Genomic DNA, 15145 nt, shown 5'->3' with positions numbered 1-15145 from the left:
CAGTTTTTTCGTCATTCATCACAGCTATACTTCTTCCTCATTCAGCGTTGCCGGAATCACGATCCGAATCGTCGTTCCGATGCCGGGCCGACTGTAAATCGAAACCCCGTAGTCCTTGCCGTAGTAAAGGTGAATGCGCTGATCCACATTGCGGATTCCGTAGCCAGTGTTAATGCTGTCAATAGGGTCGAAGATTTGACGTATCGTTTCAGGATGGATGCCGATCCCGTCGTCAATCACTTTGAAAACAACAGTCCCACCAACCAGCTCGCCAACGATTCTCATGCGAATGCTGTCGCCGCACCAGGCGTATTTCATCACATTCTCCAAAAACGGCTGCAGAATAAGCTTAACCGTCGTATACGAGAGGATCTGCGGATCAATGTCGTAAAACACTGTCATCCGATCCCCATATTTTGTCTTCTGAATGTTCAAATAAGCCTTGGCCTGTGCGACCTCGTCACGAATCGGAATCAACGTTCGTCCTTCATTTAAGGTGAGCCGGTAAAACTTTGCCAAATCCTTGACCATCTGCACCACTTTATCCAGCTTGCCGAACATGGCAAGGCGGCTTATCGAGGATAACGTGTTATACAAGAAGTGCGGATTGATCTGGGCTTGCAGAGACGCGAGCTCGGCCTCTTTCTTTCGGAGGTTCGTTTCGTACACTTCCCGGATCAAATCACCAGTGTTTTGCCCCATCTCATTCAAAGCTAAGGAAATCTGCGTGAATTCGTCATGGCCCTTAAAGTGGATTCGCTTCCCAAAATCTCCTTCATGAAAAGCATCTAACACAGATACAATCTTGGAGACCCGCTTCGAGAAATACTTGGAAATTAATGCCCCCACTAACGAGAACACGATAAAACATAACGCACAAATCAAGATCGTCCAATTTCGCAAGCGCTTCGTGTCACGATCCGTAAGTTCCGTGGGAACGAGGGCAACAAGCCGCCAATGCGGATCCGGTAAATCCTCCTGTATGACTAGATCTGATCGTGCAAGGTCATTCCGCCATAATTGTCCGGGCTGGATATCGGCCGTTCCCGATGAGGTGAGCACTCGGCCATTCTCGTCAAGAATGAACAAAGCGGTGCTTTCGCCTATTTTTTCGTAGTCGATGCTCTCCATCAAATCGGACAACTGCGCACTGATCCGGACGAACCCCACTTCCTCCAGCGTACCCATATTGCTGTTGTCTACGATTCGTCTTAAAAGAGAGATTCGGCCGTATTTCGCATCATCCTCGATTTGCTTCCATTGCTTCGTAATACCGTATTTCTCTTGAGGGATATCCAGATACCACGAGCTTTGAGCGATTCTACTAATCTGATATAAATCGTATGTCCGGCTTTTCGCAACCATCGGGTCCTGATTCTCGTAGTTATGATAAATTTCAGGAATCGATACGTTATGAAAATACACGGACAGCCACAATTTACTGCTGGGCATTTCAATAGAGGTCATGATCTTAGGAAGAATCTGCTTGGTCGTGGCCTCATAGCTGGCCCAACCTGCATCGGCGTTCCGCAAATAGTAGATGAACGTTCTGTCAAAATAAAGCATATCGGACAGGCGAACCGAATCTTCCAGCTTATAAGTAATATTATCTCTGATCTGTTGAAGAGTTCCGGACAAGTTGCTGTGAGTTTGCTCGCGGATTGATTTAACGAAAATCGAATTCGCGGTATATGCAACAAGCAGCAGCGGAATTATGACGAACGCCGAGTAAGACAACATCAATTTATAGCCGAAGGGCATAAAGCCTTTAGTTAATCGTCTCATTATGTTATTCCGCCTCGGTCAATGTTTTCTTCTGTACTCTAACGGCGTTATTCCGAACGTTTCCCTGAATTGTCTGCTGAAATATGGCAAATAACGGTATCCTACCTGGTCTGCAATCTCATAAATTTTCAACTTCGTATGCGAGAGCAGTTCGCAAGCCTTGTGCATGCGGAGCATGATGACAAACTCGCTGAAATTTTTTCCCATTTCTTCCTTGAACAAAGAACCCAAATAATTCGGCGAAAAGGAGAAATACTCAGCAACGTCCCGCAGACTCACGTTTTCCCGCAATCGCTCCTGGACGTATTCGATCATCTCGTTAACGAGCTTCCGATTCTTCTGTTGGCCTTTTCTATACATGAGCTCGGATAGTTCAAATATCCGGCGCCTTAACCAGGCATGAAGATCTGCGATGGTCTCAAATTGATGCACGATCCCAAGGGACTTCAAATCCAAGTCGAGAAGCTGAAATAAATCCTCATTCAATGTGCGCAAGTAATCGTATAACCTCATGACGATGTAAAGGGCAAAATTTTGCGCGGACACTTTCGACTTCATCCTGACGGCCAGCTGAAATAGAGCATCCAGCTCATCGTAAATGAGAACCAGGTCATAATTCGACATGGCCGTAAACAAGGCATCCAGCTGAATGTTTAAGCTTTTCGTGTTTTCAATCTCGGATCTATCTAAGTCTTGGAACTCGATAACCTTCCCTTTCCCGTTAAACATTTTCAAATCCAGAGCCTCCAACGCTTGCTTGTAGGACCTGGACATTTGGGCAAGAGTGTCGGCCGGCTCGCCTATTCCGCCTGTCATACTGAAAGAAATGCAGTTCTTCAGTTCATCGATCCAATCACCGATCCCGTTCATCGCCGTTGGCTCAAGGAATAGCGCAATTCTTCGGTTGTTCAGCTTGCACATATGCTTGGCGCCCCTGTAGCCACACGCAACTACGATCTGGTCAGCCCATTCGCTGCCCGCCTCTTGCCTAATCGTGCTTTCATTTGGCGCCTTCCCTGGCAAATCGTCGATTTCAAGAACAATGATCCGGATCGGCCAGCCGATTTCATCCAATCCGTACTGCTGGATCAACAAATCGAGTTCCCCAGGATGATAGAAGCCTTCGAGTAACCGCAGCATCAACTCGTTCTTCATCATCGGTACCATTTGTTTATAAGCCAGCTCTGTATTGTGACGTTCCTTCTCCCGATCCAACTGGCCGCACACTTTCACCAGCGAGCTGATCAATTCGGAATCATCTATCGGTTTCAGCACATAGTCGCATGCGTTTAAGGTGAGAGCCTGCTTGACATAGTTAAAGTCTTGATACCCGCTTACGAAGATAACCCTGGTATCCTTGGATTTCTCCAACGCTTTCCTTGCCAGCTCGATCCCTGACATGTTCGGCATGTTGACATCAGTAACCAGAATATCAATATCTTTCGATTCCAGCACCTTGCACGCGGCGAAGCCGTTCATGACCGCATCCACCACTTCCAAGCCGAGCTCTTCCCACGGGATGAATGTTTTCATTCCTTCCAAATCGAGGCTTTCGTCATCAGCTAGCAGTACTTTGTACAATTCATTCATCTCCAACCAAAGCATACAAACGAGGGCATACTATCATTGTAGTATACCCTCGCTCTGTAGGCCACATTTTTGGAAATCTTACTTCGTTTTCATTTTCTTCACGTTCTCCTGCCACTTCTGGGTCTTGTATGCCAGCAACTTCGCATAACCGGCTCCTTGCGCGTCTTTCTCAGCCTTATCAAGGATTGCTGTTACTTCTTGGTCATTCTTTGCATACAGAGCTTTGGCTCTTGCTTCCAGGAAGATATCTTTCACTTGCTGCTCGATGATGCCTTCCGCAGAATCCGGCTGCGGGCTAATATTATTGAACTCGGTGGCATTCGCTTGCGTCTTCCAAGTGATTTCCTTCTGCCAGCGAGTTGCCCAGTTCTGCTTCTCAACCGGCAGCGTGCCCTCGAATTTCGATTTCGATGTATCGACATAAACCGTGTTACCGTTCCACATCAGGTTAATCGTGGTCGTTTGCAGCTTCGTCAAACCAGCGTCATCGGTGGTATATTTGTCTGTGAACTTCGGCGTGATGCCGTCATCCTGTACACCATCCCAATACAATCCCGGAGGCCCCCAAAATACCACACGCTGACCTTCAGGTCCAGTCAGCCAGTCTAGGTAGGCAAAGATCGCTTCAGGATCTTTCGCTGCTTTCGTGATCACGCTGATATTCCAGCCCAGTTGGTTATAAGTGCCCGGGAAGATTTTATTTTTGTCCAAACCGTCCTTACGAATCGGCCAAACCATGAAATAACCTGCATCCGGATCTTTCGCAGACAGCTCTGCGTTGCCCTTCAGACCAAGCTCCGTCGGACTGGAAGACGCCAATACCGCGACATTGCCTTTCATGACTTTCTCGGTTACTTGATCCAGGGTATGTGTCATGGAGTCCTGGTCCAGCAGCTTCTCACGGAACAGCTTGCTAATATACTGCATAGAATCCCGGTAGACCGGATCCGTAAAGATCGAGTTCAGCTTCTCCCCGTTCGGAACGGCACGGTTACCTACAAATACGTTAGAATGGTTCTCGGCGAAGGCGGTATACAGCACATCCAAGCCTTGTCCGTCTTTGGCAAGAGTCGGCTCAAATGGAACCACATTGGGGTATTTCTCCTTCACGTCTTTCAAATAATTATAAAGATCGTCCGTTGTTTCAAGCTTCGGGGAACCCAAGTCTTTATAGATCTTCTTGTTCACGACATAACCGGCGTTACCGTTCGGTTGGTTTGTGTACCAGTTCGGGAATCCGTAAATTTTACCGTCGGAAGCTCGCAGCATGTTCAGGCCTGCGTCTCCGAGCCACTTCTTCAGATTGGGATATTTGTTGATGTAATCATCGAGAGGAACGAGCATTCCCGCTGCACGCAGCTTCTCTACGTCGCTGCCGCGATCCATCCAGATAACGTCCGGCAAATCGCCCGAAGCAATCATTGTATTGAGCTTTTGTGATGCTGCCCCGCCGGAAGATACCGCCTTGATTTCGACTTTCTTGTTGTCTTTAATCCACTTGGTGGCCGCATCATCGCCCCACGGCGGCATGGTATACCAATCATAGTTCCCGTAGAACGTAAAGGACAAAGGCTTGCTGCCTAATTCAGAGGCTGTATTACTCTTCGGTGCATCCTGGGCCGGGCTGGCGGCTCCCCCAGTGTCTGCAGCATTGTTATTCGTGCATCCGGCAATCAAGGACACGGACAACAAGAATGCAGCTGCTACCGGCATCAGAAGCCTTTTCTTCATCTTCATTCGGTATAACCCCTCTCAAACAAGTTTGGTATATGTCTAAAGCCTTCGCTTTAAAACCAACTCCTAGCCTTTCATGGATCCGACAAGTACGCCTTTGACAAAATATTTCTGTACGAATGGATACACCAACATAATCGGTACTGTCGCCACCATCATGGTGGCCATGGATAGCGACTTGGTGGTTACCGTGCGCATTTGATCCATACGACTTTGTGCGGCGGAATCCATCTGTGACAGCTGGTCCGACATAATGTTGGAGCTGAGAATTTGCTTTAACAGTGTTTGTATCGGCAACAATTTCTCCTTATTGATGTAAATGCTGGGCAGAAACCAGTCGTTCCAGTGATAAACTGCCGTAAACAGAGCTAATGTGGCGATAACTGGACCCGAAAGCGGAAGAATAATGCGGAAGAAGATTCCCCAGTTCCCGCTGCCGTCAATTTGTGCGGACTCTTCCAATCCAGCCGGAAGCTCCTTGAAGAAGGTCCGGAATATAATCATGTTCCATACGCTGACGAGAGATGGAATAATAAATACCCAGAATGAGTTCATCAACCCCATGCCGCGGATCAGCAGGAATGAAGGAATTAAGCCACCGCTGAAATACATCGTTACTATACAGAGAACCATGTAAAACTTGCGTCCCATCAGCTCGCTTTTGGACATCCCGTAAGCGAATACCGCTGTGACCAGGATGGATGTGACGGTTCCGGCAATGGTACGGAGCACGGAAATGCCGAAAGCGGATAGCATACGTTTGTCGTTAAACACGACTTGATAATTCTCAAGGGTAAACACGCGCGGCCAAAAGGTAATGCCGCCAAGCGCGGTATCCGTTCCGCCATTGAAAGAGATAACCGCGGCGTTCCAGAATGGGTAAAACGTGCTGAAGGCCAGCAGCGCCAATAAAAAGTAAATCACAATAGTCATCATGCGATCTCCGAAACTATACCTAATCACCGGTCCCCACCTCCTTTGCTATACATATACTCATCACCATAAGCTATTTCCGGATCTCCGGGCTACGAAGTTGGCAATGGTGAGCAGCCCCACGCTGATAACGGCTTTGAACAACCCGACGGCCGTTGCATAAGAATATCGTGAGTTGAGGATACCGACCCGGTATACGTACGTATCGATAACATCGGACACATCCCGCAGAATGGGGTTGCCACCCAGAAGAAGGATATCGTCGAAGCCTGCATTAAGCAGGTTGCCGATGGCGAGAATCATAAAGATGATAACAACCGGAACAATGGATGGCAGCGTGATCATAAACATCTGTTTGAGCTTTCCAGCGCCATCCATTTCTGCAGCCTCGTACAAGTGGGGGTCGATCCCTGCGATCGCCGCTAAATAGACGATAGAAGCGAAGCCAATTTCCTTCCAAACGCCGGTTGTTACCAGAATCGCCCAGAAGTAATTCGGAATCGACAGGAAATTGATCGGTTCATGAATCAGGTGCAGCTTGCTAAACAGGATATTTATACTGCCGTTGTCCGTGGACAGCATCGACATCACGATCCCGGCTACGATAACCCATGACAGAAAGTGCGGCAAGTAGCTAACCGTTTGGACTACGCGCTTAAATACCATGTGCCTCACTTCATTAAGCATTAGTGCCAATACGATCGGAGCAGGGAACCCTATACAAAACTTCAGCAAACTGATAACGATCGTGTTTCTAATGACGTGTCCGAATTCAGGTGTGTTGAAGAACATCTCGAAATGTTTCGCCCCTACCCATTGACTATGCCAGAATCCTTTAAAAACGCTATAATCCTGAAATGCCATAAGCACACCGTACATCGGGATGTAGCTGAAAATGAGGATCAAGATTAACGCCGGCCAAACCATCAACTGAATATCGATTTGCTTCATAAACCGAGTAAACCCACTTGGTCGCTTCTTGATTAAAGCCGCTTGTTTGCTTGCCACAGGAACATAATCCATGCCTGTCCCCCCGCCTTTACTATGTTGTTCCTACCTATTTATCATACAAAACCGCAATCGCTTTCACTAGCTGCTTAAACAACGATAAATGATACTTTTCAATCCGCTTTTAAGGAAATTAGTATACAATTACGCCTGTTATTTAAAGCGCCGAGGTAATCGGTACATCTTTTGATCATTATCATAGCTGGAGCGATGGATTTCCAGCTTGGCAAACGCAAGAAAAGCCAGCAACCCATAGGGATAGGGTCTACTGGCTTTCTTCGGACCTATGGCCCGCTTTCAATTTTCTCAAACAGATTATTCACTCGTAGTTGTTCCAGTGAACCGAATATTATATCTAACCGATTGCAGCGGATTCTTCTTATCTCTAACGTTCAATATCGTTGTCCCATAGAGGGTTGAGGCTTGGATGACTTCTACATCATCCCGGTTATCATGAGGTCTGATCGATGGGATGTTCGTCGTTCCGAGCGGCAACACCACCGTGTAATCAAACACGTTCGGCGAAAACCCGCTCATTTGCTTATTGTTGATTTTGATTCCCTTCAAAAGAGGGAGACCTTGAGGTAATTTCGGAACATCAAGTGCGCCTCCGCCTACAGGAGTTTGCAGGATATTTTGTACCCCTTGCTCGCTAAGGCGATCTCGTAATTGCTGTAAATATAAGCTGCTCGGGTTCACATGGCTTCCAGCATGATCCCAGTAGGCATCACTGCGTGGCCTTTTATCATCCGAGTTAGGCAAGTATCCCTTCACTTTCGTTCCAACATGACCAATGGCATAGTTTTGCGCCGTTGGAGGCTGCTGAGAAACCAAGTCGCCTTCCGTATTCCAAGTGACATAATTGGCCCCAGACCAGCCGTGTCCGCTGCCTAGCAATCCACGATCTTGAATAGCAATATCTGCTTTCACGTTGTCATACAATCCGCCAACCGACCAGCGGTGATGCGGTTCACTTGTTGCGAATTCATTGACGGATTGGCTGTCTAGGAAAACGTTAGGACCCATCACACGACTATCCACTACAAATGCGTGTCTCGCTGTCTCCGCGTAATTCCGCTGCATCAACGTTAGCTCTCCACTCATTTTGTAAGGGTATCTGTTGCCCCCCGTAATCACGCTTACCATGTCTAAAGATTTGTTATCTTGAACGGTAACCCATTTCGCATTGCGACTGACGTGAACCAAGGCGTGATTCAGATGGAGACCTGTTACTTCCCTCACCCATGCATTTTTCACATTGCTCAATACAGCAAAACTAACCGCATGATTTTCATCAGAGTAGTAAGTTTTCCCTCCATTCGTTGCAGTTACATTAGGGTTGAACTCCGAGTCAACACGAAGGTTCTCGACTCCGACTTGTTCGAGACGATCCGGATCCTCGTATCTAATTAGTTCTCCACCGCCCCACTGACGATCCATGGCATTCGCAATAGGTGCATCAATCGTGATGAGGCTATTCTTAACTGCGGTGATAACACGTTCAAAATCCAAATCGAAGGGTGCCCATTGCGTAGTTCCGTCTCGTTCAAAAATGGTATCCATCATAATTTCATGGATCCATCTTACATTCCCGTATCGGCGTACCTTGACCTTGTCGCCAACTTGGAATCCGCTTGCGTTATCTACATGAAAGGAACGGGACCCGGATGGCACATATAAATCAGAAACTTTGGTTGCCGTATCGGTTAGCAGATTTACGGCTTGACCCTGTATTTCAAGAATATTTCGTTTGGTTGTACCTGTGGCATATAGAATGGAGCCGTCTTCCCCTTGACCTTCGCCGCGAAGAACAACACCACTGGATCGAATATATAAGGTTCCGCTAATCTCATACGTACCTTTTTTCAATAAGACCGCTCCACGGAAGCCTTCTGCAGATTGAGGCATCAGCGAAACCTGATCAATCGCAGCCTGAATACGCGCCATATCATCGCCATCACCGGGTTCTACAGCAATTCTTGCCTGTACATCCGGAAGTTTAACACCGCCGCCCATATAGCCGGCATTGGAGAAATCTATGATGCGGTTTCCGCGATAATCTGGGGCATAAACCATTTTCCCATCTGGACCGAGATAGGCAATGTTGCTTTCATCCGGGCCGATATCCGATTGATTTTGCACGGTAAAAGTGAATGTATCGTAAACCGGATTTTTCCCTGGAATTTGGTATTGCAGCCGAAGTTCATATTCTCCTTGCACCTTTACGGTTCCTGGGTAGGTAATAACCTGTTCTACTCCCGCACTCATTGTGTTAGATGGGAGTGTTGTAATGACATTTCCGTCAGATACGGAAACAAGAGAAGCGATTACGGAACCGTCCGCATAGGGATGCAGGTTTATGGAAGGATACACATTCCCGATCTGAAGCAGTGCTGGCTGACCTATTTGGCTTGTCATCGTAGGATGATCGATTTGGGCGTTGACCAACAGAATGCTAGGGTCATAAACATCCACCCATACACTGGATTCCTTTGTTACTTTTTCTAGTGTTGCTCGTGCGGTAACTTTGGCAACTCCTTCTTGGAGAGCGGTTACATTTCCATATACATTCACAGCCACTGCACCCTCATTCGTGCTTTCCCAAGCAACAGCGCCACTAGACAAGTTGGCCGGAGTGCCGTCACTCATTTTACCTGCCAGCATGAGTTGAAATGGAGATCCTTTGGTCATGCTTACGGTGTCGTACTCTCCCATCGTCCGCCCTTGAATATCTGTGATATACACGCTGTCCAAAAATGCCGGGACTGGAGCTGAACTATACAACTCAAATTCTTTCAACTGGAAATTAGTTCCGGGATTTGCAATTGAAACAAGCAATTTCACATAGCGGCCGCTTACATCTGGAAAATTGGCCGTTTCTACTTTGCCTGTAACGGAGCTTACCGCTTTGACAATCGCATCTTGCCAATCGGTCTGGTTGGAAGAAGTCTGAATGGTGTAACTGCCAACACCGCTAGCTGCTGCAAAGTTAAGAACGGCTTCATTGATGGAATAAACACCTCCCAGATCCACCTGGATCCACACCAGACCGTCATTTCTATCAGAGCTGAGAGGCTGCCAATAGGTAGCTGCCGAGCCATCAACGGCTGATACAGCTTTTCCGCACGCCGAACACTCGGAACTCTTGGATACCGCTCTATTTAATGCTAAATTTTCTTTTGGCACATCAGCAGACGTACGAACTGGAACGCTTAGTATGACGGGCATTAGCAGGGATAAGAAAAGTACAATGGCTAACCAACGGCTGACAGTTCTTTTCACTAGAAACATAAGATCTCCACCTTTTCGTTTTAAGTGTTAAGTCGGTCGTTCAACTGCTGCATATACAAGCTGCGCGGTAAAACATGCTTGCCCCGTGCATTCAAATATCCATCGCTTCTCGGGCGAGGATCATAGTCATTCGGTGCACGTCCTTTCTTGATCTCACCAACGTGACCAATCGCGTAATTTTGCGCTGTCGGCGGCTGCTGCAGCGTCAAATCTCCCTCGGTGTTCCAGGTGACATAATTTGCTCCCGCCCAACCGTGTCCGCTGCCTAGCCAAATGCGGTCTTGAATGGCGATTGGTGCCTTCACATTGTCGTACAAACCGCCTACCGACCAACGATGATGCGGTTCACTTGTGTTGTAATCGGTGGTGGACTTGCAGTCGAGAAATACATTCGGCCCCGTTACCCACTTGTCGACAACGAATGCATGCCTCGCTGTTTCCGTGTAAGCCCGCTGCACTAAAATCATTTGTCCGCAAACATGGAAGCTGTAGCGACGACCACCGGTTATAATGCTGACCATATCCATAACCGTACAATCTTGAATCGTCACCCACTTACTCCCGTAATCGGCAAGAACAAGACTATGATCGAGATGATACCCTGTAATGTCACGTACCCAAGCATTCTTCACATGATTAAGAACGGCAAAGTTGGTTGTGTGGTTTTCGTCAGCATAATACGGATCAAGAGCTCCCTTCCGATCGTCAATTTGTGTATCCGTCACAGAGGGATCAAATTCGACGTCAATACGCATATTCTCTACACCAACATGCTCGATTCGATCTGGATCTTCATATTTGAGCACCTGTGCCCCGCCCCACTGCATTTCAACCGAATTAGTTAACGGTGCGTCTATGGTTATCTTGTTACCTTCCATATGAACGATGATACGGTCAAAATCAAGTTCGAATGGGCTCCACATCTTGGTTCCACCGGTAAACGGCCGTTGGGCTATGGCATCCATACCGATTTCATGAATCCAAGCGTCGTTCCCATATCGGCGTACAATGACCGAATCGCCGACCTGGAGAAGACGTGCATCCGCCACATGGAAAGAATTCGATCCTGAAGGAACATATAGATCGGTAACCGTCGTACTTGTGTCTTCCAACAGCTTGATTCCTCTTGCACCGCCAATTTCTAATACATTTTTCTTCATAGCACCTGTCGCATACAAGAGCGTGCCGTCTTCCCCCTGTCCTTCTCCGCGAAGAACAACCCCGCTAGCTGCTATTTTCAGCGTTCCAGCCAAATGGTACATTCCACGTCTCAGCAAGACAGCACCACGTAATCCTTCTGGCGTGGGCGGCAGCAGGGACACAGCATCAATGGCTTCCTGAATGCGTGCTGTAGCATCCCCTTCTCCAGGCTCAACGGTCATTTGAGTTTGTACATCTGGAAGCTGTATGCCGCCGCCCATGTAACCTGCATGGGAAAAATCTGCGATCCGGTTTCCTTTGTAATCCGGTATGTAAACAAGCTTACCGCCTGTCCCCATATAAGCAATGTCAGATTGGTCGTTCCAAATTGCCGACGGGTCCTGTACATAAAAGTAGAAGGCATCGTGCAGATCCGGATAACCAGTGCGTGAGAAAGTTAGCCGCACGTTGTGCATCCCAAACCGCACAACCGTACCCGGGATCGCGATTTCTGCCTCATCCCCGACTTGAAGGGTTCGTGGCGGAAGGAGAATGACTTCACCTTTCTCCGGTTCTACTGTGACACGAATCGTCATAGCTGCGTACGTATGAACGCGTACGGTAGGAAATAAGTCACCTGGCTGAAGTATTGCCGGTTGCCCGATCACCCTAATAAGAGTTGGATGTTCTAACCCTGTTCTAACGATTCCCATCATTGCCTCCCCTTGATTCAAATATATTCTATATGGAAACAGGAAAAATCAGCCTGATCTTCGTCCCTCTTTCCAGCTCGCTATCAATTCGTAGACCATACTCTTCCCCGAACACCATTTGAATTCTGCGGTGTACATTTAGAATACCGATTCCGTCTTTTTTACCGTCGCTCTCGTCGCCTAATCGGTTGGCATTCAGTTTCTCATGAAGCTCCGCGAGCTTATCAGTCGTCATTCCAGTACCATTATCTTCTACACTTACCCAGAAATAGTCTTTCTCTTCTCCGGCATCAATCCGAATGAAATGATAATCCTCCAACCCGTCCGCAAAAGCATGCTGAAAAATATTTTCCACCAAAGGCTGTAACGTGAGACATGCCATGTCACGCAGTAGATATTCCGGTTTGATCGCAACATCAATTTCAAATTCAGGATTAACCCGATGGCGCAAGATGACCAAATAATGCATCAAATGCTTGAGTTCATTTGCTACCTTCGTTTCCTCCAGATTGGTTCCAACCGAATATCTGAGCATGTGTGCTAAGGCATCTACAATCTCCGAGATTTCTTTGGAATTCTGAATAAAAGCGTAACAAACGATCGTTTCCAGCGTGTTGTATAAGAAATGCGGATTGATTTGCAGCTTCAAGGATTGAATGACGGCTTTATGTCTTTCCAATTCTATTTCCTGATTGTTAAGCTCGACCTGATAGACTTTATCTACCAATTCCGAGAGTCGATTGACCATGACGTTATACCGAATCATAAGTTCGACGATTTCATCTTTTCGCTCGGGAATCGGAATGATTACCCACTGCCCTTTCCCCGTCTCCCGCATACCCTCCTTGAGCACTCTGATTGGGTCCGTAATGGATTTACCAAATCGATAGGCCAGAAACAAAGCAATGATAAACGTGAACAGCCCAACGATGAGCGTAGTCGTTCTTATGTTGGAAATCGGCTTCCGCAGATCTTCAACCGGCATCGATACGATAAGACTCCAACCGGAATAATCGGATTTCTTGACGGAATACATGCGCAGTACATCGCCATCTTTTTCTTCAAAAGAAGAGAGGTTTGCATTATTAATTTTCTGTACTAATTCTTTTTGCACTGGGGTCCCGAGCTTTTTCTTGTCTGGATGATAGATAAAACGTCCTTGCGCATCGACTATGAAAAAATAGCCATTATTACCTAATTCCATCCCTTTCCACAAGGCCGATAATTCAGCTGCGCGGATTTCAATGGCTAGAATACCCATAGTGACAGGAGATCTATATCCGCGTACTTGACGAACCAAGGTGAATAACTGATCACTTGTATTGTCCAATATGCTGCGGTTTAAGATACTTAATTTCCCATCAGAAGTCGTATTGGCTATAAAATAAGCCGCTTGATCCTGAATAGCCTCCGTGTTGAATGGCTTCCCAACCACTTCATTGTAGTAGTAAGTTGCATGGCCTTTCTGGCTAATCGCATATACGGCTGCAATTTCTGGATTACGAATGAAGATTGGGTTTATGCTCTCTTGCTTGATGTTCTTCCTATACTGATAAAATTCATAAGCATCAGCATCACTAGGTAATTCTAGCAGCTGTCTAATATCATCATTCTGCAAGATAGCAACAAACGCTCGTTCATATATTTTCAGATAAAGATCTGTTTGATAAGCTGCATTGTTAATCATTTGTGACATTTGGTGCTGCACCATCGCATCGAGCTCATTGGATGATTTGCGATACGAAAACAAACTGACACTCACGAGCGATAATACGATGACAACCAAAAAATAAATAAATAGCTTCCGATATAAGGTTCCACCCATCACTTAATCCCCAATGAGGTGCGGAATTCAGAAGGAGAAGTCCCGACTATTTTTTTAAACGTTTTGGTGAAATGGGAATAATCGTCGTAGCCGACTTCATCCGCAATGTCTATTATTTTGAGATGGGGTACCCCTAGCAGCTCCTTGGCCTTACACATCCTTTTGTTAATGCGGTACTGTACAAAGGTTTCGTTCGTCATCTTTTTAAATAGAAGGCTGAAATACGTAGGAGCTAGCCCCACCATACTTGCCACCTCATCCAGAGACAGTTCTTGAGACAATCGACAATCAATGTAGGCTTTGGCTTCTTGCATAGGATCTTTGTAGTTGCCCTTACGAGATTTCAACAATCCGGTCGCGATTTGTCGTAGATGATCATCAAAAGCATCGAGGGCGGATTTTACGTTTCCCTCCTGAACGTCCTGCAGCGTTATCGTTGGCACAAAATGGCGTGACTGAAATCTTTTTAGCAGCATGTCCGTGCATTCATTCAGTAATTCTCTCAACTGATAAAAGGAGAGGCTCGCTTTGAGACAATAGGCCTTCCATTGCTCCATCAACCCGTTTAACTCATCTGTCTGTAAGGACCAAATGCACTGCTCCATGCGATCGATCCATTCCACATAACGCGTGACGGGGATGTATCCCGGAGCTTCCCTCTTGATCATCGTATCGAAGACCTCATATAGACTCGCCTCTGTCACGGGTTTGAGTAAGTAATGCTTAACGCCATAAGACATACATTTCTGGGCATATTCAAAATCGTTATACCCGGAAACGACGAGCATCTGGATGTGGGCATGTTTATCATGGATAGTTTGGCAAAGCGCCAATCCGTCCATTTTCGGCATACGTATATCTGAAATAACCATATTGGGTTCAAAAGCAGCTATTTTCTCCAAAGCATCTAACCCGTTTTCAGCAGTTCGAATGTCCGTAAAAGATGGAAAGTAGGCTTCTGCCATCTTCTCCAGCCCGAGGCGGATAATAGGTTCGTCGTCTACAATAAGCAAATGAATAGGTATCCTCTCCTTTGCCGGATGGATTGATGTCATCAATCTTTGTTGTCGCGCTTATCGCAAAGGGGCTGCTCCATCTAGGAGCAACCCGCATGTTGAGCGATGCG

The 15145-nt window shown here is 46.8% G+C and carries 9 protein-coding genes; all 9 read right to left on the bottom strand.

All coding sequences use genetic code 11. From position 1 onward, the window contains the following. Positions 1-24: 24 nt before the first annotated feature. Positions 25-1785, bottom strand: a complete 1761-nt coding sequence (locus AC58UU_RS17815) for a sensor histidine kinase (RefSeq protein ID WP_497317802.1) — start codon at positions 1783-1785, stop codon at positions 25-27. 18 nt (positions 1786-1803) lie between these two features. Then, positions 1804-3375: a response regulator gene (locus AC58UU_RS17810; protein ID WP_497317854.1), complete on the bottom strand. Its 1572-nt coding sequence runs from the start codon at positions 3373-3375 to the stop codon at positions 1804-1806. A 78-nt stretch (positions 3376-3453) separates the two neighbouring features. Further along, a complete protein-coding gene (locus AC58UU_RS17805) occupies positions 3454-5112 on the bottom strand; it encodes an extracellular solute-binding protein (RefSeq protein ID WP_497317800.1) in 1659 nt (552 codons plus the stop codon). Positions 5113-5175: 63 nt separating this feature from the next. Beyond that, positions 5176-6072, bottom strand: coding sequence for a carbohydrate ABC transporter permease (locus AC58UU_RS17800; RefSeq protein ID WP_497317798.1), 897 nt, complete (start codon positions 6070-6072; stop codon positions 5176-5178). 33 nt (positions 6073-6105) lie between these two features. Next, positions 6106-6993, bottom strand: coding sequence for an ABC transporter permease (locus AC58UU_RS17795; RefSeq protein WP_497317852.1), 888 nt, complete (start codon positions 6991-6993; stop codon positions 6106-6108). 372 nt (positions 6994-7365) lie between these two features. Further along, complete coding sequence (locus tag AC58UU_RS17790; RefSeq protein WP_497317796.1) at positions 7366-10341, bottom strand: galactose-binding domain-containing protein; 2976 nt, start codon at positions 10339-10341, stop codon at positions 7366-7368. A gap of 20 nt (positions 10342-10361) precedes the next feature. After that, on the bottom strand, positions 10362-12197 hold the full coding sequence (locus AC58UU_RS17785; RefSeq protein ID WP_497317794.1) for a hypothetical protein: 1836 nt from the start codon (positions 12195-12197) through the stop codon (positions 10362-10364). 25 nt (positions 12198-12222) lie between these two features. Beyond that, positions 12223-14019, bottom strand: a complete 1797-nt coding sequence (locus AC58UU_RS17780; RefSeq protein WP_497317792.1) for a sensor histidine kinase — start codon at positions 14017-14019, stop codon at positions 12223-12225. Further along, on the bottom strand, positions 14019-15074 hold the full coding sequence (locus AC58UU_RS17775; protein WP_497317790.1) for a response regulator transcription factor: 1056 nt from the start codon (positions 15072-15074) through the stop codon (positions 14019-14021). The genes AC58UU_RS17780 and AC58UU_RS17775 overlap by 1 nt, the downstream gene beginning before the upstream one ends. Positions 15075-15145 lie beyond the last annotated feature (71 nt).

Source organism: Paenibacillus sp. JT22N1, from assembly GCF_059692155.1.
This window is presented reverse-complemented; position numbering and strand designations above follow the sequence as displayed.

Bases quoted from the DNA above. Each gene is read 5' to 3' on its own strand.
- AC58UU_RS17815 (WP_497317802.1), bottom strand. From the start codon at position 1,785: ATGAGACGATTAACTAAAGGCTTTATGCCCTTCGGCTATAAATTGATG.
- AC58UU_RS17810 (WP_497317854.1), bottom strand. From the start codon at position 3,375: ATGAATGAATTGTACAAAGTACTGCTAGCTGATGACGAAAGCCTCGAT.
- AC58UU_RS17805 (WP_497317800.1), bottom strand. From the start codon at position 5,112: ATGAAGATGAAGAAAAGGCTTCTGATGCCGGTAGCAGCTGCATTCTTG.
- AC58UU_RS17795 (WP_497317852.1), bottom strand. From the start codon at position 6,993: ATGAAGCAAATCGATATTCAGTTGATGGTTTGGCCGGCGTTAATCTTG.
- AC58UU_RS17790 (WP_497317796.1), bottom strand. From the start codon at position 10,341: ATGTTTCTAGTGAAAAGAACTGTCAGCCGTTGGTTAGCCATTGTACTT.
- AC58UU_RS17785 (WP_497317794.1), bottom strand. From the start codon at position 12,197: ATGATGGGAATCGTTAGAACAGGGTTAGAACATCCAACTCTTATTAGG.
- AC58UU_RS17780 (WP_497317792.1), bottom strand. From the start codon at position 14,019: ATGGGTGGAACCTTATATCGGAAGCTATTTATTTATTTTTTGGTTGTC.
- AC58UU_RS17775 (WP_497317790.1), bottom strand. From the start codon at position 15,074: ATGACATCAATCCATCCGGCAAAGGAGAGGATACCTATTCATTTGCTT.